The sequence below is a fragment of the Providencia sp. NPDC089933 genome (assembly GCF_049545585.1).
Taxonomy (GTDB): domain Bacteria; phylum Pseudomonadota; class Gammaproteobacteria; order Enterobacterales; family Enterobacteriaceae; genus Providencia; species Providencia huashanensis.
This window is the reverse complement of the sequence record NZ_JBMWDT010000005.1, coordinates 188,800-209,875: the sequence shown is the minus strand read 5'-3', so window position 1 is coordinate 209,875 and position 21,076 is coordinate 188,800. Positions and strand designations below refer to the sequence as shown.

At 42.6% G+C, this 21,076-nt stretch carries 20 protein-coding genes; 4 read left to right on the top strand and 16 right to left on the bottom strand.

Annotation, left to right across the window (positions count from 1 at the left end):
- Window positions 1-62 precede the first annotated feature (62 nt).
- Genes pcaF through paaA form a run of 10 tightly spaced genes read right to left on the bottom strand, consistent with a single transcriptional unit; the run spans window position 63 to window position 8,442 of the window.
- Window positions 63-1,265 (bottom strand): 3-oxoadipyl-CoA thiolase, encoded by a 1,203-nt coding sequence (gene pcaF, locus ACPEH5_RS09645; RefSeq protein WP_042843382.1) that lies wholly within the window; start codon window positions 1,263-1,265, stop codon window positions 63-65.
- Entirely contained in the window at window positions 1,262-1,702 is a 441-nt protein-coding gene (gene paaI, locus ACPEH5_RS09640; protein ID WP_042843383.1) for a hydroxyphenylacetyl-CoA thioesterase PaaI, read from the bottom strand. Before paaI ends, pcaF begins: the two co-directional genes overlap by 4 nt.
- Window positions 1,699-3,249, bottom strand: coding sequence for a 3-hydroxyacyl-CoA dehydrogenase (locus ACPEH5_RS09635; protein WP_166696987.1), 1,551 nt, complete (start codon window positions 3,247-3,249; stop codon window positions 1,699-1,701). The genes paaI and ACPEH5_RS09635 overlap by 4 nt, the downstream gene beginning before the upstream one ends.
- Window positions 3,250-3,251: 2 nt before the next feature.
- A complete protein-coding gene (paaG, locus tag ACPEH5_RS09630) occupies window positions 3,252-4,046 on the bottom strand; it encodes a 2-(1,2-epoxy-1,2-dihydrophenyl)acetyl-CoA isomerase PaaG (RefSeq protein WP_042843386.1) in 795 nt (264 codons plus the stop codon).
- A gap of 2 nt (window positions 4,047-4,048) precedes the next feature.
- Window positions 4,049-4,822, bottom strand: a complete 774-nt coding sequence (gene paaF, locus ACPEH5_RS09625) for a 2,3-dehydroadipyl-CoA hydratase PaaF (RefSeq protein ID WP_048605483.1) — start codon at window positions 4,820-4,822, stop codon at window positions 4,049-4,051.
- 8 nt (window positions 4,823-4,830) lie between these two features.
- Window positions 4,831-5,889 (bottom strand): 1,2-phenylacetyl-CoA epoxidase subunit PaaE, encoded by a 1,059-nt coding sequence (gene paaE, locus ACPEH5_RS09620; protein ID WP_042843388.1) that lies wholly within the window; start codon window positions 5,887-5,889, stop codon window positions 4,831-4,833.
- A 10-nt stretch (window positions 5,890-5,899) separates the two neighbouring features.
- Window positions 5,900-6,409: a 1,2-phenylacetyl-CoA epoxidase subunit PaaD gene (gene paaD / locus ACPEH5_RS09615; protein WP_042843389.1), complete on the bottom strand. Its 510-nt coding sequence runs from the start codon at window positions 6,407-6,409 to the stop codon at window positions 5,900-5,902.
- 4 nt (window positions 6,410-6,413) lie between these two features.
- Window positions 6,414-7,172, bottom strand: a complete 759-nt coding sequence (paaC, locus tag ACPEH5_RS09610; RefSeq protein ID WP_281110826.1) for a 1,2-phenylacetyl-CoA epoxidase subunit PaaC — start codon at window positions 7,170-7,172, stop codon at window positions 6,414-6,416.
- 10 nt (window positions 7,173-7,182) lie between these two features.
- On the bottom strand, window positions 7,183-7,470 hold the full coding sequence (paaB, locus tag ACPEH5_RS09605) for a 1,2-phenylacetyl-CoA epoxidase subunit PaaB (RefSeq protein ID WP_004262911.1): 288 nt from the start codon (window positions 7,468-7,470) through the stop codon (window positions 7,183-7,185).
- Window positions 7,471-7,503: 33 nt separating this feature from the next.
- Window positions 7,504-8,442, bottom strand: coding sequence for a 1,2-phenylacetyl-CoA epoxidase subunit PaaA (gene paaA, locus ACPEH5_RS09600; RefSeq protein WP_042843391.1), 939 nt, complete (start codon window positions 8,440-8,442; stop codon window positions 7,504-7,506).
- Between the two features lie 323 nt (window positions 8,443-8,765).
- Between paaA and paaZ the strand changes: the two genes are divergently transcribed.
- Together paaZ and ACPEH5_RS09590 are read left to right on the top strand one after the other, a co-directional pair.
- Entirely contained in the window at window positions 8,766-10,832 is a 2,067-nt protein-coding gene (gene paaZ, locus ACPEH5_RS09595) for a phenylacetic acid degradation bifunctional protein PaaZ (RefSeq protein WP_131680900.1), read from the top strand.
- A gap of 100 nt (window positions 10,833-10,932) precedes the next feature.
- Window positions 10,933-11,694 (top strand): class I SAM-dependent methyltransferase, encoded by a 762-nt coding sequence (locus ACPEH5_RS09590; RefSeq protein ID WP_048605480.1) that lies wholly within the window; start codon window positions 10,933-10,935, stop codon window positions 11,692-11,694.
- 4 nt (window positions 11,695-11,698) lie between these two features.
- Here ACPEH5_RS09590 and ACPEH5_RS09585 read toward each other — a convergent pair whose 3' ends face one another.
- The 3 genes from ACPEH5_RS09585 to proP all read right to left on the bottom strand — a co-directional run bounded on the left by ACPEH5_RS09585 (window position 11,699) and on the right by proP (window position 15,113).
- On the bottom strand, window positions 11,699-12,010 hold the full coding sequence (locus ACPEH5_RS09585; protein WP_042847792.1) for a monooxygenase: 312 nt from the start codon (window positions 12,008-12,010) through the stop codon (window positions 11,699-11,701).
- Window positions 12,011-12,089: 79 nt separating this feature from the next.
- Window positions 12,090-13,532, bottom strand: a complete 1,443-nt coding sequence (phrB, locus tag ACPEH5_RS09580) for a deoxyribodipyrimidine photo-lyase (RefSeq protein WP_187550786.1) — start codon at window positions 13,530-13,532, stop codon at window positions 12,090-12,092.
- Window positions 13,533-13,610: 78 nt separating this feature from the next.
- On the bottom strand, window positions 13,611-15,113 hold the full coding sequence (proP, locus tag ACPEH5_RS09575; RefSeq protein ID WP_129466929.1) for a glycine betaine/L-proline transporter ProP: 1,503 nt from the start codon (window positions 15,111-15,113) through the stop codon (window positions 13,611-13,613).
- 485 nt (window positions 15,114-15,598) lie between these two features.
- Between proP and ACPEH5_RS09570 the strand changes: the two genes are divergently transcribed.
- Both ACPEH5_RS09570 and poxB read left to right on the top strand, forming a co-directional pair.
- A complete protein-coding gene (locus ACPEH5_RS09570; protein WP_166687024.1) occupies window positions 15,599-16,183 on the top strand; it encodes a hypothetical protein in 585 nt (194 codons plus the stop codon).
- 388 nt (window positions 16,184-16,571) lie between these two features.
- A complete protein-coding gene (gene poxB, locus ACPEH5_RS09565) occupies window positions 16,572-18,296 on the top strand; it encodes a ubiquinone-dependent pyruvate dehydrogenase (RefSeq protein WP_217008016.1) in 1,725 nt (574 codons plus the stop codon).
- Window positions 18,297-18,462: 166 nt separating this feature from the next.
- Here the strand turns inward: poxB and ACPEH5_RS09560 are convergent, their stop codons facing one another.
- From ACPEH5_RS09560 to ACPEH5_RS09550, 3 genes are all read right to left on the bottom strand, one after another.
- Window positions 18,463-19,419, bottom strand: a complete 957-nt coding sequence (locus ACPEH5_RS09560; RefSeq protein ID WP_281110825.1) for a leucine-rich repeat domain-containing protein — start codon at window positions 19,417-19,419, stop codon at window positions 18,463-18,465.
- A 133-nt stretch (window positions 19,420-19,552) separates the two neighbouring features.
- Window positions 19,553-19,948, bottom strand: coding sequence for a hypothetical protein (locus ACPEH5_RS09555; RefSeq protein WP_071547605.1), 396 nt, complete (start codon window positions 19,946-19,948; stop codon window positions 19,553-19,555).
- Between the two features lie 94 nt (window positions 19,949-20,042).
- Window positions 20,043-20,942, bottom strand: coding sequence for a DNA-3-methyladenine glycosylase family protein (locus ACPEH5_RS09550; RefSeq protein ID WP_042847786.1), 900 nt, complete (start codon window positions 20,940-20,942; stop codon window positions 20,043-20,045).
- Between the last annotated feature and the right edge of the window lie 134 nt (window positions 20,943-21,076).

Here is a 21,076-nt window from a genome sequence, read left to right as displayed (position 1 = left end):
TTCTGGTTTTAGCCTGAGCAGGTGTAGGGTTCAGGCTGTTTTTATTGGTATTAAGACGTTGTTTAAACTCGTTCAATAACCATAGCTATCCCTTGACCAACACCAATGCACATGGTGCACAACCCGTAGCGACCTTGTTTGCGATGGAGTTCGTTGACAGCGGCAATGGCCAGCCTTGCACCACTCATACCTAATGGGTGACCCAAGGATATTGCTCCACCGTTGGGGTTAACATGTGGGGCATCGTCAGGTAAACCTAACCCCCTTAAGACAGCCAGTGCTTGTGCTGCAAAGGCTTCGTTTAATTCAATAACATCCATTTGCTCTATACTTAGACCGGCAACCTCTAGGGCTTTTAATGCAGCAGGAAGTGGGCCAATTCCCATCAACCTTGGTTCAACACCACAAGTCGCTGTCGCGATAACGCGTGCTCGTGGGGTAAGCCCTTGCTGCTTAGCAATGCTTTCGGATGCAATGATTAATGCAGCAGCACCATCATTGACCCCTGAAGCATTACCCGCGGTGACCGTTCCGTTTTCACGAAAAGGGGTTTTTAGTTTTTGTAGTTGTTCAAAAGTTGTTTCCGCACGAGGGTGCTCGTCTTCAGTGACAAGTAACTCATTTTTGCGTTGTTTAACGGTGACAGGGGTTATTTCTTGCGCAAAAAAACCTTTGATTCTTGCGGCTTCAGTACGTTGTTGGCTGCGCAGGGCGAAAGCATCTTGGTCCTCACGGCTGATCTGATATGTTTCAGCAACGTTTTCAGCTGTTTCTGGCATAGAGTCAGTTGAAAACTGTTGTTCCATTAACGGGTTAATAAACCGCCAGCCAATTGTCGTATCAAAGACTTGAGCTTGTCGTGAGAAAGCCGATTCGTGTTTTCCCATTACGAAAGGGGCGCGGCTCATTGACTCTACGCCACCTGCAATCATCAAACCAGACTCTCCCGCTTTGATACTTCTTGCCGCAAACGCAATAGCATCAAGGCCTGAACCACATAATCGGTTAATGGTGGTACCGGAAACAGAAACTGGTAAGCCCGACAGTAAACTGGCCATACGCGCGACATTGCGGTTATCTTCCCCTGCTTGGTTTGCGCAACCTAAAATAATGTCATCGACTAGTGACCAATCTAGCTGTGGGTGCCGCGCCATTAATGCTTTGAGAGGCACAGTGGCGAGGTCATCGGGGCGTAATGATGCAAGCGCACCACCATAGCGGCCAATAGGTGTGCGAACACCGTCGCAAATATAGGCGTCAATCATGATGGTTCTCCTACTAGACGGTGCCCCAGCCGATGTGAACGACCATGAAATAAGGCTAATGTTTTGCCGTCTTGGTTGACTATTTCAACTTCATATAGGCCATTTTGTTTACCTTGATGTTTCATTTGCGCTATTGCAGTGAGTAAATCACCTTCAAAACCAGGGCGAATGAAATCGATAGAGCACATAGAGGCAACAGCAGCGTGCCCTTGGCTGTTGCAGGCATAGGCGAAGGCGGTATCTGCAAGGCTAAAGAGTTGCCCCCCGTGACAGGTTTTATGGCCATTTAGCATTTGTGCTGTAATCGGCATTTTTAGTTGCGCAAAACCTTCCTCTACTTTTTCAATAGACATGCCCATAGCTTTTGCGCATGCGTCATCTTTGTACATCATGTGGGCTGATTGTTGAGCAAGGGTAACATTTGGTACGGAAATCATAGCAACTCCTTGAAAGATAAAGATTGATGGCCTACAGCTAACTGCCTTAATAATGGGTTGGGCCGATAGCGGCTATCCCCATAAAACTGTGTTAAGTGCTCAAGTACTGTTAATACTCGTTGCCAGCCAAGTTGCGCTCCCCAAGCTAAAGGGCCTTTGGGGTAATTCACACCAAAACGCATGGCGTTATCTGTATCCAGTGTGGTTGCTATCCCTTTATTGACGACATCCAGCGCTTCATTACATAACATCGCAACAGTTCTCATTGCTAAGAGTGCAGGGTAGTCAGGTAGTACAATCACGTTTTTCCCAAGCGATTGAAAAAATGCAATTGCTTGCTGGTTTTGTTGCACGTTATTTTGTGCAGCACAGCTGAGAGTGACTGCCGTTGCGGCAAGGTAATTAGCAGATAAATCAAATTGCACGACAGCTTGCCCCAACTTTTGCGCATGAGATGATGTTGATTCACCATTTGTTAACATAATAATAACGTCATTAACAATGAGTGTTGGGGATTGTTCTTGCTGTTGTGTTGATCCTTCGAGTGAGATCCCACTTTCAGATAAAAGCTGCACAAATTCAGGAAATATTTGCCAATTCCCACATACTTTGACCTGTTGTGGTTGGTCAAGAAGGGCTTTTGCTGCAAATAATGGCTTAGGTTGCGGTTTGTTATCATCGTAATGATAGAAACCTTGTTTTGATTTACGACCGAAATGCCCAGCCTGAACTAATTCTAACTGCATTAATGAGGTTTGAAATCGTGGGTCATAGCCGAAGGCTTTAAACACCGATTCAGTCACCGCATAGTTGATGTCATGGCCGATTAAGTCAGTAAGTTGTAATGGCCCCATGGCAAATCCACCTGCATCGCGTATTGCGCAATCTAACGTTGCGGGGCTGCCAATTTGCTCTTCAAGGGCTCGTAATGTTTCTGCGTAAAATGGTCTTGCCACTCGGTTAACAATAAAACCAGGGGTAGAACGGCAAATAACAGGGACTTTACCGAATGACTTGGTCAATATTTTTAATTGTGAAATAACGTGGTCTGATGTTTCTAACCCACGAACTACTTCGACTAACTTCATCACGGGGGCGGGGTTAAAAAAATGCAGCCCAGCAAGGCGTTCAGGGTGTTTTAATTGACTGGCAATGGCAGTAATTGAGAGCGATGAGGTATTACTTGCAAATATAGTTTTTTCGCTACAAATAGCTTCTAAATCGTTAAAAATAGCTTGTTTTATCTCTAATTTTTCTGCGATAGCTTCAATGACCAGTTGCGCATTCGCTAATTGAGATAAATTTTGCACCACAGTAATGTTTTCGATGATGCTTTCTGTCGCTTTGGCTTCAGCTTTCCCTTGGGTAACCCGTTTGCGTAAACGTTGGGTCATTGCTGATACTGATTGGGTTAATACCTGTTGATTAACATCAAACAGTAAAACAGTTAAGCCTGCTGTAGCTGCCACTTGCGCAATACCAATGCCCATGGTGCCTGCGCCAATTACGGCTACAGTCTGGATGCGAGTATTCAAAGGTAAAGTCATGGTTATCTCCCTTTGAATTGCGGTTCGCGTTTATTTAAAAAGGCACTGACCCCTTCGCGGTAGTCTTCACTACGCCCCCCTAAGCGTTGTAAATCACGCTCAAGGTCAAGTTGTTCATCAAGGGTATTGGTTGCCGCGGCGTAAATCGCTTTTTTGATTAACCCTAAACCGTAAGTCGGTTGAGTAGCTAAATGCATAGCCAACTGGTTTACGGTATCGGATAGCTCTTCGTTTTCCGTGACTTGCCAAATCATTCCCCACTGCAAGGCTTGCTCTGCACTAATTTTATCGCCTAATAATGCCATTCCCATGGCTCTTGCATGGCCTGCAAGTTGGGGCAAAAACCAGCTTCCACCAGAATCGGGAACTAGCCCCAAGCGGCAGAATGATTGAATAAAACTCGCACTTTTTGCTGCAATTACGATATCCCCTGCAAGGGCAATGGCAGCGCCTGCGCCCGCAGCAACACCGTTAACGGCGCAGATGATTGGTTTTGGCAAAGAGGTTAAACGGCGGATTAACGGGTTATAGTAGGTTTCAACGGAGAAACCAAGGTCAGGCGTTTCGTTACCTACGCTGACGTTCCGGTCGTTAAGGTCTTGACCAGCACAAAACCCTCTACCAGCTCCGGTGATCACTAAACAGCGTATCGTTTCATCTCGTTCCGCAAGCTTGATAGCATCACTAAGCTGACGATGCATTTCATCGTTAAAGCTATTAAGTCGATCGGGGCGGTTTAATGTAATAGTGAGGACCCCATTCTCTTGCGTTGCGAGGATCATCGCTTGGTTTGTCATAATTATTTCCCTGTAAACTGAGGTTTTCGTTTTTCAAAGAATGCATCGATCCCTTCGCGTCGATCTTCGGTGCCGGCTAAGGCGACAAAGTACTGACGCTCAAGTTGTAAACCTTCAGCCAAATGATTTTCTTGGGAATGAATTAGCGAAGCTTTTGCCGCCCGAACCGCTAAAGGTGCATGTATTGCAATGCGTTGCGCAATTTTCTGAGCTCGTTCAACAACTAATTCATCCACACAAATTTCGCTAATTAGCCCTGCCTGAAGAGCGTGTTTTGCATTGATAGGCTCCCCTGTGAGTACCATTTGCATGGCAAGAGACTTACCAACGGAGCGGATCAGCCGTTGTGTCCCCCCCGCACCGGGTATTAGACCGAGTGTTATTTCAGGCAAGCCGAAACGTGCGGACTCCCCCGCAATAATGATGTCGCTAGCAAGCAGTAGTTCAAACCCAGCGCCTAAGGCGTAACCATTAGCAGCGGTAATGATAGGTTTTGATATCATTGAGAGCCGCTGCCATACTTGGGGTCGTCTATCAGTGATAGCGTTAGCAACGGTTTGTTGCTGTAATTCTTTAAGATCAGCGCCAGCAGCAAAAAAACGTGAATTCCCAGTGATAACGATCGCGCCAATCTCATCATTGGCAGCTGCTTGCTCTAAGTTTTGCACTAAGAGTTCTAAACAATCGGTACTTAATGCATTGCGTACTTCTGGCCGATTGAGTGTCAGTGTCAGTACCCGGTTGTTTTGGTGAGATAAAATCCAAGGGTTTTCCATTGTGGCTCCTACACATCAAAATCCAGAACGACGCCATCTCCTTTAGGCCAAGACTGGCAGCTAAGAATATAACCATCAGAAATTTGGTCGGGCTCTAAGCTATAATTGACGCCCATTTCGACTTCTCCTGCACGCAATTTACATTTACAAGTTGCGCAAACCCCACCTTTACAGGCATAGGGCAAGTCGGCTCCTTGGCGTAAAGCGGCATCAAGAATGCTGTCATCTTGGCTATCCATACTGATGTTCATTGTGCGACCATCAAGGTGGATACTGACTTGACGAGTTTCGGTGGCGAGGGCGGAGGTCGGCTTGAATTTGATACCGGATGTATTAAAGCGCTCGGTATGAACAAACTCTTTTGGCATACCATAATTGATTAATGTGTCGTGTACTTCATCCATCATACTTTCTGGACCACAAATAAAAGCGCGGTCAAATTGTTGAAAATTCAATAACGTTTTACCTAATGCATTTAGCTGCTGTTGGCTGATGCGTCCACTTAATAACTCGCTATCTTGTTGCTCTTGGCTAAATAGGTAAAGTACTTGAAAACGCTGTGCAAACCGGTTTTTGAGGTCTGCAATGCTTTCTTTAAACATCACCGAACGGCTATTGCGGTTACCATAAATCAACACAAAGTGACTTTTGGTTTCCGTCTGTAATGTGGCTTTAATAATCGAAAGTAGGGGGGTGATCCCTGAACCGGCAGCGATAGCAAGATAGTGCGCCTGAGTATTCGGCTCAGGTTGATAGCCAAATTGCCCTTGAGGGATCATCACCTCAAGGCTATCACCGACAGTTAGATGTTGGTTGATAAAATTGGAAAACCGACCTTCGTAGATCGCTTTAACGCCAATTTTCAGTGTGTTTTCATCGGGTGAGCTACAAATAGAATAACAACGGCGTAAATTTTCCCCCTGAATGGAGGCTTTTAAAGTCAGGTGTTGCCCTGGTCGATAATGATATTGCTCGCGTAACGCATCAGGAACACTGAATGTCACTGCGACAGCATCAGGGGTGTCACGTTCAATAGCGGCAATATTTAAACGATGGAATACAGTCATGAGGGTGCCCCTAAATACATTTAAAGTAATCAAACGGTTCTAAACATTCAGTGCAGCGATACAATGCTTTGCAGGCTGTTGAACCAAACTCACTAATTTTTTCTGTTTGTTGGCTATCACAGCGTGGACAACAGACAGCACCTTTGTGTTCAGGGTGTTCACAGGATGTTCCTTGCGGGGGGGCGATACCGAATTCCCGTAAGCGCCTTTTGGCGTCTTGGTTCATCCAGTCAGTTGTCCAAGCTGGGGTCAGCATCACTTCAATATCGATATTTTGGAACCCTGCTTTACCAAGAACCGTTTTGATTTCATTGATTAAAAATTCAGTTGCTGGGCAACCAGAATAGGTAGGTGTAAAAATAACTTTCCACCCTTGTTTGTTAGGTACCACATTGCGGATCATGCCAAGATCAGTAATAGAGAGTGCTGGCAGCTCAGGATCAGGAATTTGCTGAAGCTGTTGCCAGATCACATGAACTTGGGGGGATTGAAGCTGGTTAGGTTGCAGTCTCTGTTCCATCACGTCACCACTGGCTATTTGGGTAAGCACGTTGCATAAATTGCAGCTGTGTTAATAACAGGCCTAAGTGTTCAGTGTGGCTACCTTGCTTACCACCGATGCGATAGTCCTCTTTTTCAGGTATGTTGAGTGTCGCCTCGGCAAATGTTTCATTGACCGTATTTAGCCAAGTTTCTTTTAGGCTGCGTGGGTCAACGGCTATGCCCACCTCGCTGAGTGCAACTTCAATAGCGTCTGCATGGAAGAGTTCACCGGTAAAGCGCCATAATTCATCAACGGAGCGCTGAATTCTCCTGTGACTCTCTTCGCTACCATCCCCTAAGCGGATCATCCAATTACGGCTAAAACGTAAATGATAAAGGGCTTCTTTTAAGGATTTTTCAGCTATCGCTGAGAGTTGTTTATCGTGGCTATGAATCAGTGATTCATATAATGGAACGTGATAAGCATCCATAAAGAATTGGCGCACTAGGGTATCGGCAAAGTCATTATTCGGTTGTTCGACGAGTAATAGGTTGCTAAATTCCCTTTCATCACGCAAAAAAGCGAGGGTGTCCTCATCATATCCGGCCCCTTTTAATTGCGCTGCATAACTTAAAAAATGACGAGCTTGCCCCAATAAGTCTAAGCCGATATTAGACAGTGCAAGGTCAATTTCAATTTCAGGGGCATGGCCACACCATTCGCATAGGCGCTGTGCAAGAATTAATGGGGTATCACCGAGCCTTAATGTGTAGTGGTGGAGCTGTTGTTGTTGATCCATCGTAAGCTCCTTACATGTTTTTGATACCATCAGGGATGGTATAGAAAGTTGGGTGGCGATAGACTTTGGTATCTGCAGGGTCAAAAAATGTGCTCTTGTCTTCGGGCTGTGAGGCGATTAAATGTGCAGCTTTTACCACCCAAATCGAACAGCCCTCGCTGCGCCTTGTGTAGGCGTCGCGGGCATTTTCCAGCGCCATTTGGTCATCGGCCGCGTGTAAGCTACCAACGTGGCGATGAGCAAGCCCTTGTTTGCTACGGACAAAAACTTCATACAGTGGCCAATCTTGATTGCTCATGGGGTTTTCCTTTTCAGTAAGTGGTTAAATGAGTTAAGCGGCAGATTTAACGGCTTTTTGTTTGCGACTATGTGCCATTGCGCCTTCACGTACCCAAGCACCGTCTTCCCATCCTTTGCGTTTCGCACCAACACGTTCGTGATTACAAATGCCATTACCTTTAATGACTTGATAAAATTCTTCCCAGTCAATTTCGCCAAATCGGTAGTGACCAAGTTCTTCATCCCAAACCAAATCAGGGTCAGGAATAGTCATGCCGAGTGCTTCAACCTGCGGAACTGTGTTATCCACAAATTTTTGGCGTAATTCATCATTACTGAAGCGCTTGATTTTCCAAGCCATACTTTGTGCGCTATGCGGTGAGTCTGAGTCATTTGGGCCAAACATGGTCAGTACAGGCCACCAAAAGCGGTTTATTGCATCTTGCAGCATTGCTTTTTGTTCTTCACTTCCTTGTGCAAGCGCCATAACTGCTTCATAACCTTGACGTTGATGGAAACTTTCTTCTTTACAGATTTTCACCATGGCGCGTGCATATGGCCCATATGATGCGCGGCACAGAGCCACTTGGTTCACAATGGCTGCCCCATCGACTAACCAACCAATTACACCAATGTCAGCCCAGCTTAATGTGGGGTAATTGAAAATGGAGGAATACTTCATTTTTTCATCAAGTAGTTTTTGGTAAATGTCTTGGCGAGAGCAACCGAGGGTTTCTGCTGCGCTATACAGATATAGACCATGCCCTGCTTCATCTTGAATTTTGGCCAGTAAGATAGCTTTGCGGCGCAGTGTTGGTGCGCGTGTTAACCAATTTGCTTCCGGTAACATGCCAATCACTTCCGAATGAGCATGTTGGCCTATTTGGCGGATAAGGTTCTGCCGATAAGCATCGGGCATCCAGTCCTTGGGCTCGATGGAAATATCGGCTTCGATTTTGGCTTCGAAGTTAGCCTGATTTTGCTCGCTCATTGATTTTTCCATTAAGTGATTCGAAAATTAAATATAATTTTAGAATGATGAATCATATTTATTTAACATTAATGCTAGGAATGGTTAACAAAAAGGTCAATGTTTATTAACCTGCTTTTGCGATGCGCCTCACAATTAATAATTATTAAATCAATATAAACAGTTAGTTATATTCGGTGTGTTTGATGTGGTTTTAATATGAAAGATGGTTTTTATGCGGAAATGTTTTTAATTTGTTAAATTTAAATTGGCATCTATGCTTATATTTATGATACATATTTGCAATCAAATATTATTTAGTGTTTTTATTTCTGGAGAGGAATATGTCACATTTAACAAGTTATATTATGGGGAAGTGGGTACAAGGTGAGGGGGAAGGGCGGAAAATTTACCATGCTCTGACGAATGAAACCTTATATACGGTAACGACCGAGGGGCTGCCATTAGCGGATAGCTTAGAATATGGTCGAAAAGTGGGTGGTGAAACCTTGTCTGCACTCACATTTCAGCAACGTGGTCAAATGCTCAAATCATTGGCGAAGTACCTGCTAGAACATAAAGCACACCTCTATGCTATTTCAGCACAAACCGGGGCGACGAAAGCGGATAGTTGGGTTGATATTGAAGGGGGGATTGCCACTTTATTCTCCTATTCAGGGTTAGCAAACCGTGAATTACCAGATGATACTATTTGGCCAGAAGATGAAATGATCCCGCTATCGAAACAAGGGCAATTTATTGGTCGTCATATTTTGACATCTCGTCGTGGAGTTGCTTTGCATATCAATGCGTTTAATTTCCCTTGCTGGGGGATGCTGGAAAAGCTGGCTCCAACGTGGTTGGCTGGTATGCCTGCGATTATCAAGCCTGCAACAGCATCCGCGCAGGTGACTCAAGCGATGGTGAAGCTAATGGTTGAGAGTGGTCTGGTTCCCGAAGGGGCGATCCAGTTGGTTTGTGGTGGTGTGGGTAATATGTTTGACTACCTTGATTTTGAAGATGTCGTGACATTTACCGGTTCTGCGGCGACAGGGCAGAAGCTAAAATCACATCCCACAATTATTGCGAAATCGGTTCCATTCACCATGGAGGCAGACTCACTAAACTGCGCGGTATTAGGGAATGACGTACATCCGGAACAACCTGAATTTGCTTTATTTATTAAGGAAGTAGTTCGTGAAATGACGGCAAAAGCAGGGCAGAAATGCACCGCTATTCGTCGGGTTATTGTGCCCAAAAATCAGCTTGAAAATGTCAAGCAAGCGCTACTTAAGCGTTTATCGAGCACGACGATGGGTGACCCTGCGGTTGAAGGGGTTCGTATGGGGGCATTGATTAACTTAGAACAGCGCCAAGATGTGCAAGACAAAGTCGACTATTTGCGTCAAAACGGCTGTGAAGTCTTGTGTGGTGGGCAGTTTAATCAACTGGATATTGTGGGGGGAGACCCCAAGAATGGGGCATTTTATCCACCAACTTTACTCTATTGTGCGGAACCTTTTAAACACCATGCGGTACATGAAACCGAGGCTTTTGGGCCAGTCGCAACCTTAATGTGCTATGACAATGATGATATTCAGCAGGCTGTACAATTAGCCATTTTAGGGGGAGGAAGCTTAGCGGGGACATTAGTGACCGCAGACCCGCAAGTAGCTCAATCGGTAATCCGTATGAGCGCAAGGGCTCACGGCCGGATGCTGATTTTAAATGAAGCTTCAGCGTTGGAGTCAACAGGGCATGGTTCTCCACTCCCCTTATTGGTACATGGTGGGCCTGGGCGTGCGGGTGGTGGTGAGGAGCTTGGCGGGCTTCGGGCAGTGAAACACTATATGCAGCGTACAGCCATTCAGGGCAGCCCATCGATGTTAACTTCTATTACAAAACAATGGATTAGGGGCGCAGATACCGTTGCTGACGTAGTGCATCCATTCCGCAAACACTTTGAGGACCTCGTGATTGGCGATACGCTGCTAACAGCAAGACGCACAGTGACAGAAGCGGATATTACTCATTTTGCTTGCCTGAGTGGTGACCATTTCTATGTACACGTCGACAAAATTGGTGCGGCGCAATCCTTATTTGGTGAACGCATCGCTCATGGGTATTTTGTTGTTTCGGCTGCGGCAGGGTTATTTGTAGATGCGGGTGTTGGGCCTGTCATCGCTAATTATGGAATGGAAAACCTACGTTTTATTGAACCTGTTAAAATTGGTGATACGATCCAAGTTCGCCTAACATGCAAGAAAAAGATTAAAAAAGCGCAAAAACTTGCTGAAGATACACCAAATGGCGTGGTTGAATGGGATGTGCAAGTCTTTAATCAGGACAACACAGTGGTGGCGTTATACAGTATTTTAACCTTAGTGGAACGACGGGAAGGGGATTTTTAGTCATTACTTGTTGCCAAACTATTGGTTGAATAAATAGGTGCTTTTTCAATCATTTTCTGCTTTTATTGAGTTATTGTTAATTTGACCTAGGGAAAGTGAAATGAAAACGCACCACCAAGCGGTTTACCAACAATTTGACGAGCAGGCTAATTCGTATTTAACCAGCCAAGTTCATGCGCAGGGTGAAGACTTACAGATTTTACAGCAATTGCTGCAAGCGAGTCAGCAGGCACATGTGCTTGACCTAGGTTGTGGTGCGGGTCATGCCAGCTTTCATGCGGCTCAGTTAGTAAAGTCAGTGGTTGCCTATGACTTATCGGATTCGATGCTCAATGTGGTCGCTAAAAATGCACAGGAACGCGGGCTCAACAATATTACGACATGCAAAGGGACTGCGGAGTCATTACCATTTGAAGATAATTCGTTTGATATGGTGATTAGCCGTTATTCAGCGCACCATTGGCATGACGTAGAAAAAGCGCTGCGTGAGGTGCATCGTGTTTTACAGCCTGCAGGAAAAGGCATTTTTATTGATGTTGTTTCTCCGGGGCACCCGTTGTTAGACATTTATCTGCAAACGGTTGAAGTTCTCCGTGATACTTCACATATTCGAGATTATTCGGCGGGTGAATGGTCTGGTATGCTCAATAACGCAGGGTTGTTCGTCAGTGGGGTCAAAAGTTTTCGTTTGCCGCTGGAGTTTACCAGTTGGGTTGAGCGGATGCGAACTCCAGAGCTTTTGGTTAATGCGATCCGTCAATATCAAAAAACATTAAGTCATGAGGTAAAAAGCCATTTTGCGGTTCAGGAAGATGGCTCATTTACCTCAGATGTGATGCTATTCGAATTTCAGCGCCAGTAAATAATTACTCGCTTATAAACTGTGCTTGGTTCAATTGGCTAAGCGCAGTATTTACTGCAAAAATTTCACCACGAACTTCAGGAATACCAAATGATTTCAAGCGTGCGCTGTGTTTTTGTAGGTAAGCTTTGGCATCAGCCTCAGAAGTAAACAGATAAACCCCACCGGCTTGTTGGGTTTGCTGGTTTTCTGTCCAAATTTTCCATACAAAGCCAGGTTCTTGGTTAATCGAATTGGCTAATTCATCCATTGCTATGGTCATTTCTGCGCCCCAAGGCCCTTGGTAGGGGAAATCAACTTGTAAGATAACGTTCATATATACTCCTTATTGTTAGCGCCGTATGATATCCCCTAACGCAAATAATAACTTTGCGATTTATCGTATTTTAAACAGCCTACTGTTTTAGACTATTACGTTTCCCTGCTTCAAAAGCTTCTAAAGTGGCTAAACGGGCTTGCTTATGGTCAACAATCGGTTCTGGGTAATCGAGAGGTGTATTGTTGATTAGAGACCATTCATGGGGGGTATGAATATATTTATCGGGTACGTTATTTAGCTCTGGCAGCCAGCGGCGTATAAATTTCCCTTGGGCATCGAACTTTTTCCCTTGGGTTGTTGGGTTGAAAATACGAAACCACGGGCAAGCGTCGACCCCCGTTGATGCAGACCACTGCCAACCACCATTATTTGCGGCTAGGCTGCCATCAATCAGTTGGCTGATGAAATATTTTTCACCTTTGCGCCAGTCGATAAGCAAATCCTTTACTAAGAAGCTTGCGACAATCATACGCAAGCGATTATGCATCCAACCAGTTTCATTAAGTTGTCGCATGGCGGCGTCAACAATAGGATAACCTGTTTTTCCGGTTTTCCATGCGTCGAAATCAGTTGATGAATTATTCCAATGAATATGTTGAGTCCATTGAATAAATGGCTGATAGCGACAAAGACGTGGAAATGCGACGAGTAAATGGCTATAAAATTCACGCCAGATCAATTCATTTAACCAAGTGAATGCACCGCTATCAGGGTAATCTAAAACATCTGGGTTTTCTGCTTGTAACCGGTTAAAACACTGCCGAGGTGACAGTACACCAATGGCAAGATATGGCGATAATTGGCTGGTCCCGTGAATAGAGGGGATATCTCTATCTTGCTGGTAGCGTGTGACGTGTTGAGTACAGAACTGCCTTAGCTGTTTTAAGGCGGCTTGTTCACCAATAGGGAATTGCTGGGAAACCGCTATGTGCTCATGTGGGAATAAAGGGGCGGTTTCTTTGATATTTAAAGAGTCGGCTCTTTTGTTTGGTACACGCAATGAACGGCAGTCTGTGGCGGTTAATTGGGTGAGAAAGGCACGACGAAAAGGGGTATACACTTGGTACATTTCCCCCTTTTGGTTGGTCACAGAACCCGGCGGCAATAACAAAAAATCATCAAAAGCATGAATATGCATTCCATGAGCATTTTTTACCAGCCAGTCATCCCTTTGTTTTTCATTCCATTCATATTGGCGATTAAAGAACAAGGCATCAGCTTGCTGAGTTTTAGCATAGTTTAATACCCACTCGGCCGCATCCATAAAATTCGCCACCGTTTGGCAAACTAATGGGATACCTAATTTGGCAAGAGAACGTTGTAATTCAATGAGATGCTGGTGGATAAACGAAATTTGCCTTGGCGATACATCGTGTTGTTGCCATTGTTCCGGCGTGGCGGTGAAGAGGGCGATAACATTGGCTTGGGGGTCCGCACAAGCAGAGGATAGTGCTTTGTTATCAGTGACCCGTAAATCATTGCGGAACCAGATAAGATGACAAACTTGTTTGGCTGCCATCGCCTCCCTCCTTGGGATATTCAGTTTTATTCGTTGTGTTTAAAAAGCAGAAGGGCCATATTTCAGGCCCTACAGTGTTTAATCTAATTTAGGGTGCTGGTTGATTAAAGATTGGCGTTTTTTCTCAAGCTCAGCAATTTCTTGATCAATATCTTCAACTCTTTGCTCAATATTGTCAAAGTGCTCACTTAAAATTTCTTTTGCTTCTGCTTTATCTGATGCCGCAGGTGTTGCCCCTCGCAATGGTTTATTGGCTGTTTCTGGCATTCGAATACCGGTGTATAAGCCAATTAGTGCGATTACAATCAGGTAATAAGCAGGCATATACAAGTCGGTAGTTGATTCAACTAACCAAGCCGCAACAGTTGGAGTGGCACCCGCAATTAACACGGAAATATTAAATGCGATGGCAAGGGCACTGTAACGAATATGCGTTGGGAAAATCGCCGGTAAAATTGATGCCATAACCCCAGTAAAACAGTTCAGTAAAACAGCTAGAATTAATAAGCCAAGGAAAATTAAGCCAACTGAACCGCTATTTATTAACATAAATGCTGGATAGGCTAAAAGAATTAACCCTACGCTACCAGTGATAACAAATGGGCGACGGCCAATTTTATCACTGGTTAAACCGATAATCGGTTGAACAAATAGCATACCAATCATAATTGCAATGATGATGAGTACACCATGGTCAGTCGAGTAATTTAAGTTATGTGATAAATAACTTGGCATGTAGGTAAGCAACATATAATAAGTTACATTAGTTGCTATCACTAATCCAACACAAATAAGTAAGCTTTTCCAGTACTTAGATGCAACTTCACGCACGGAGACTTTTGGTGGATCTTGAATATTAGCTTTATCTTGTTGCTCTAATGATTCGATATGTTGTTGGAATGCAGGCGTTTCCTCAAGGGAATGGCGCAGATAAAGGCCGATGATCCCTAATGGTAATGCTAAGAAGAATGGAATTCTCCACCCCCAATCATGGAAGTTAGCCTCACCAACGATACTGGAAATAAGCACCACAACACCGGCACCCAATACGAAGCCAGCAATAGAACCGAAATCTAACCAGCTTCCCATAAACCCACGTTTACGGTCGGGTGAGTATTCAGCAACAAATATAGCGGCACCGGAGTATTCGCCACCCACAGAGAAACCTTGAGCTAATTTAGCAATTAATAGCAGTATGGGTGCCCAGATACCAATCGTTTCATAAGCGGGAATTAAACCAATACAGAAGGTACTTACAGCCATAATAATAATGGTCATTGAAAGCACTTTCTGACGACCGTATTTGTCGCCAAGTATCCCGAATACGACCCCACCTAAAGGCCTAACTAAGAAAGGTACTGAGAAAGTCGCTAATGCTGCAATCATCTGAACGCTCGGTGATGCGTCCGGAAAGAAAACCTGACCTAAGACATAGGCTAAGAAGCCGTAAACACCAAAGTCAAACCATTCCATCGCATTACCCAGCGAAGCGGCGGTAATTGCTTTTTTAAGTTTCCCGTCATCAATTATTGTAATATCACTAATATTTAACGGTTTTTCTTTTTTCTTCTTGAATTTCATGAAACCATCCTCTTATTTGAATGTGAACAACCAAAACAACTGCATTTAAGATGTGGATTTTCATATCTGAATAAAATGCAAAACCTTATTATTTAGAATAGTCGTTGTTTAAGTAATAGATAAGTTTTTAATATTTTAATGTAGCGCTGAATAACAGGCCTAAAGCAGGGAATTTGTGGGTAGAGTAATGAGAGAGTTTGTCCTGTAAATACAGCAAGAAGATCACCTTAAGTTATAAAATCCGAGGGTAATATTACATTAATATCGCTTAAATGTAAAATATAGGTATTTTATGCTAGTTATTAAGGGGAGGCTAAGCGCTAATTTCATAAAGTGTATTTTATGATTGTTACTGTTGTATTGTCATAGTTTACTGGCTAAATAGCCTCTTAGTGATACTATTAAAATCATATTAATCAATGTGTTGTATTTTAAAATAAGAAAAGCCGTCTATGATAAATATTAGTGCATCATAGGAGGGTATCATGAATTGTACAATAAGAATTTCAGCAATTAATATCTATCGACCATTCTTGATAAGTAAAAATAATTGCATTGTAGAGGAATGCCTGAGTGCAAGAAGAGACAATCAGAGACGGATAAATCTTCATTCAAAGAAATCTCACATTATGTTTTCATCAAATAAAAACGCGTTAACGATGTTAATTAATGCGGCAAAACCAATTATCAAGGATGATGATATTGATGTTCTTATCCTTGCCTCTACAATGATTAAGTCTTTTTCATCGACTCAAGCAACTGTCATTCATAATAAATTGAATATTAAAAATAATTGTTTATGTATTGATGTGAATACATATTGCTTAGAAATACAAGGAGTTATTGAGCAAGCGATAATGCTACTTAAGTCAAAATCCGCTTATCGTAAAGCGCTTGTTGTTTTTTCTGACCACCTTTCATCACCTGTAAACTCCAATAAATTATTAGGTTCAAAATTATTCAGAAATACAGCTACAGCTATTATTTTAGAAAAAATAGAGGGTCGTTTAAGCGTAAGCCTAGCGGATAAATGGCACTATTTTGATCAGAATCATTATTTTCACGGGTAAGTTTCGGTGGCTAATATTAAATAATTGAATCATTATTTTATTGTTGATAGTCATATATAGATGGGTAGCAAAAAAGCAAATAATACTCTCTAAGAATTATTTATTTGAAAGTGTATTGTAACCCTTCGCTAATTAATTTGTGCTGTCAGTACCTTCTTCTTTTGATAATAACGGTGGATTATGTTGTTCTTTTTTATAATCAGCTAGACAAGTAGGAATGCAGAATTGACTTAGTTACAATCAATTAAATAGTCAGTCATTTGTATGCTTAGTTATAAACGAGAGTGGCAGAATATAAAGAAGGACTTTGTTGCTTACCTCAATAATATGCAGTTTATTTTAGGAAAAAATATGCTGTGTATAACATGCGATTTAAAAGAGTGCCAATATGAAAAAACAGAGTGTTGCATCCTATATTGCAAAAGTACTTGATAATGCAGGTGTTAAACGTATTTGGGGCGTTACTGGAGACTCATTGAATGGCTTAACCGATAGCTTACGCCGTCAAGGTGCTATCGAATGGTTAGGAACCCGCCATGAAGAGGTTGCTGCTTTTGCCGCTGGGGCAGAGGCCCAGTTGACAGGAAACTTGGCAGTGTGTGCAGGTTCCTGTGGACCAGGTAACATGCACCTTATCAATGGGTTGTATGACTGTCATCGTAATCGAGTGCCAGTATTGGCGATTGCAGCGCATATTCCATCAAGTGAAATCGGCAGTAATTATTTCCAAGAAACGCATCCTACAGAACTGTTCCGCGAATGTAGCCACTACTGTGAAATGGTGTCTAATCCAGAACAAATTCCACAGGTTTTAGGGATTGCCCTGCGTAAAGCGATTTTGAATAAAGGGGTGTCTGTTGTTGTGATACCCGGTGATGTAGCATTAAAAGATGCACCTGAAACCGCAAAAGAAACATGGTATCAGCCTCAAGCTCCGTTAATCATGCCTCAGCGTAGTGAAATTGAAAAATTAGCTCAGGTACTTAATCAATCTAAGAATGTGACCCTGTTTTGTGGGAATGGTTGCGCGGGTGCTCATGATGAAGTGGTTAAGTTAGCTGAAACACTGAAAGCTCCTGTTGTACATGCTTTACGAGGTAAAGAACATATTGAATGGAATAACCCGTATAGCGTTGGTATGACTGGGTTAATTGGCTTTTCATCAGGTTACCACGCCATGATGAATGCGGATACTGTTGTATTATTAGGAACTCAATTCCCTTACCGTCCTTTCTACCCCAATGAAGCAAAAATCATTCAAATTGATATTAATGCAGGTAGCTTAGGGTCACACTGCCATATTGATATGGGGTTAATTGGTGATATTAAAGCGACACTTGATGCGTTACAGCCTCATTTACAGATCAAGCAGGAAACAAAACACCTCGACGGTGCTTTAAAACATTATGCAGAGGCACGTAAAGGGTTGGATGACCTTGCTAAACCGGGGCATGAGGGGTTGATCCACCCACAATATTTGGCAACAAAAATCAGTGAGCTTGCTGCGGAAGATGCTATTTTCACTTGTGATGTTGGCACTCCAACCGTTTGGGCTGCGCGTTATTTGAAAATGAATGGCAAGCGTCGTCTTATCGGCTCATTTAACCATGGTTCAATGGCGAATGCGATGCCACAGGCTATTGGTGCACAGGCGGTTGATAAGAAACGCCAAGTCGTTGCGATGTGTGGCGATGGTGGTTTTAGTATGTTAATGGGGGACTTTATTTCCCTTTCACAAATGCAACTGCCAGTGAAGATTATTATCCATAATAATGGGGTGCTTGGGTTTGTCGCGATGGAGATGAAGGTTGCAGGTTTCTTAACCGCAGGGACTGATCTACATAACCCTAATTTTGCCGCTATTGCCAATGCTGCCGGTATCAAAGGGATCCGTGTTGAAAAAAGCGAAGACCTAGAGGGAGCCTTGAAAGACGCATTTGCTCATGATGGTCCGGTGGTAGTTGATGTACTGACTGCTAAGCAGGAACTGTCAATGCCGCCAGAAATTGAAGCTCAAGAAGCAAAAGGTTTTAGTTTGTATATGTTAAAAGCGATTATGACTGGTCGTGGTGACGAAGTTGTACAATTAGTGAAAACTAACTGGTTACGCTAAAACGTTATTGTTAGTCATCAGAAGCCCAATTCGCCTGAGTTGGGCTTCTGTGTTTGTGGCACCGTGACTGTTTACGAGTCAGTCAGAGTAACGTGGCTTTAGGATTAAATTTCCCCTTCAGATATCGACTTTATAGCTCAGCAAATCTGTTGTTTCTGGTACTGCGTTATAAATCAGAATCTAAACCAGCAGGAATGATAGGGCTGTTAACTAATGGGTTATGGGATGCATACAGTTCCCTTAGGGTAGGGGGTAGATAGGGAAGCTGAGTAAACTGGTTATGAGAAATATCTAAGGTTATTAGCGGTGTTTGGCTTGTTTGTAGGTAAGTCAGCTGATTATTCGATACGTTTAAATCAGATAAAGCGTATGGCAGCATTGGCATGTTGGTTAATTGATTATTATTGGCCTGTAAGCTAACCATATAAAGTGGAAGTCTTGGTAAGTTGGTTAACTGGTTATTAGCGATATTTAATCGTTCTAAATCTTCAGGAAGACTCGACAAACTCGTTAGCTGGTTATGAGAAAGATTTAATGTTATTAGTGAGTCTGAAAATATGGGCAGGGAGGTTAACTGATTATTAGCCACATTAAGCGAACGCAAATTAGGTGGTAGAAAAGTGGGTAAACTACTAATATTCTGGTTTGATAAATCAATATTATCGCTATTTTGCGCAAAACATCGTTGTATTATATCGGCAGCCTCATTTCGGTTCTCTCCTATCGGCGCGTTATTTACCCAGCTATTTAAAGCAAAATTAAGATGTTCAGCATGATAATCGCGTTCAATTAATGGTATATCCATGCACATGGAACCATTTTGACGAAAAGTATCTATGGTGCAGGTAGCGGTATTTGTTCCTGAATAATAGCCAGTTCTAAAATTACTTTGGGTACTGGGTGAAGCTAATGATTGTAATGTCAAAAAAATTGCTAGTTGCTCATTCGGTTGTAACCTAGCATTCGAAAAAAGATTATTAAAGTGTTCATTTGCTCGTTCATGAGTTTCTGGTGGAAAACATTCTTCTATCGCTTGCCATAGAGTATTTAATTGGAATGTACCTATATGATTGTTAATACTATTAATTTGGTTGTTATTATGACCAATGCTAAAATTATTCAATGTTACCCCCTTATAAATACTGGTTATTTCTGGGCGATATAAATATAAAGTTATAAGAAATCAAATCAGGGGATGACCTTAAATTTAAAGCGGTATGGCCTTCCAAGAAAAATATTTAATAAGTGAAAAGGAATTACCTTCTTGCTGTAAAGTCTGCCAAACTCCCCAAATATTCAGGTTCACTTAATGGTATGAGGACAGACTCAGCTAGACCATGAGTGGCGTTTATTATAGTGCACTCAGCGGCCTCCATTCCCCTTACATATTCTGTCGTAAAATTGTTTTGATGCCCTTGTGAAGCTAATGATTTTAATGTCAAAAAGCTTTCAAGTTGCTCAGGCGGTGTGACTAATAGATCAACATGATAAAAATCATTAAGGCATTCATATGCAAGGGGTTCTAATTTGGGAGAGAACCATTCTCTTATATGGCCCCATATTTCGTCGGCTTCGTTAGGTAGTTCATCGTCAAAAAGCCTGTCACCTTGAACATGATGTAAATGGTTTGCACCCACATTGAAATTATCCATAATTATTACCTGATAAAATTTAAGCGATTCAGATAATAAAACATAAGGCCAAAATGAATTAAATCAGGTCATTACCTTAACTTTTAGCTGAGGGTTAATAACCCGCAGCAGATTGACTACGCCACAAATGGGCGGCAACAAGGGCTCGCCAAGGAGAAAACTGTGTTAGCCATTTTTCCGTTTCCTTAGCCGTTGGTGGCTCTTGTTTAGTCAGCAACGTTTGCAAATTACGCCTGACCGCAACATCGCCATGTAAAGAGCCATTTAAGTAATTAAATCCACGAAGGAGTGCATAGCTAACCGTCCAAGGACCAATACCTTTAATTTGTAATAGTTGTTCAGTGATGAAATTTACGTTCTCATGGTTTATTTGCTGTGATAAGTCAATTTGTTGGTTCTCTATTGCGTCACAAAGCGCTCTCAGAGCAACGACTTTACCAATTGAAAACCCTGCTTGGCGAAGGGTATCGTCACTAACTCGAGAAACTTGCAGTACATCCGGAAAACACCAAATTCCTGAGGTATGTTGAAGCCCAACTGCTTGGATAAATCTTCGGCGAATTGCAATTGCGGCATGAACACTGATTTGTTGACCAATAATAGCCCAAACTAAGGCTTCAAAGGCATTAGCTGATTGATAAATTCTTAATCCCTGTTGTTTTTTAATCAGTTTTCCAATTATTGGGTCTGTCATGTATTGCGCTTCAAACTGTTCAACTGGTTGGTTTAATCCTAATAAATGTTTTGCGAGAGAATGAAGCTCAGACTCTTGAGGTATAACGGTTGGAGAGTCAATTTCCAGTGATAGCGTTGCTTGCTGATTTTTAATCATTAAATTTAATTTTGCAGCTTGTTGTTGCCAGATTAATCCTTTGTGCAAGGTATTTCCTTCAACAATTTCTGCGACATTTTGTTGGTCTCTAAGATGAAAGGCGAAGAAATCACTAGAAAGATAATGTGAGGGTAGGGGGAGTTTAACTAAAAATGTTTTCATTATTAAGACCTTATAGGATTTTTCTTTGTTCACTATATATTGTGATTAAGCGCATTTAGTTACTCATTTTTTATTAATTAAATATGCTATCTTACTTAAGTCTATTATTTTTGTAATGACATGATGGTTATCTC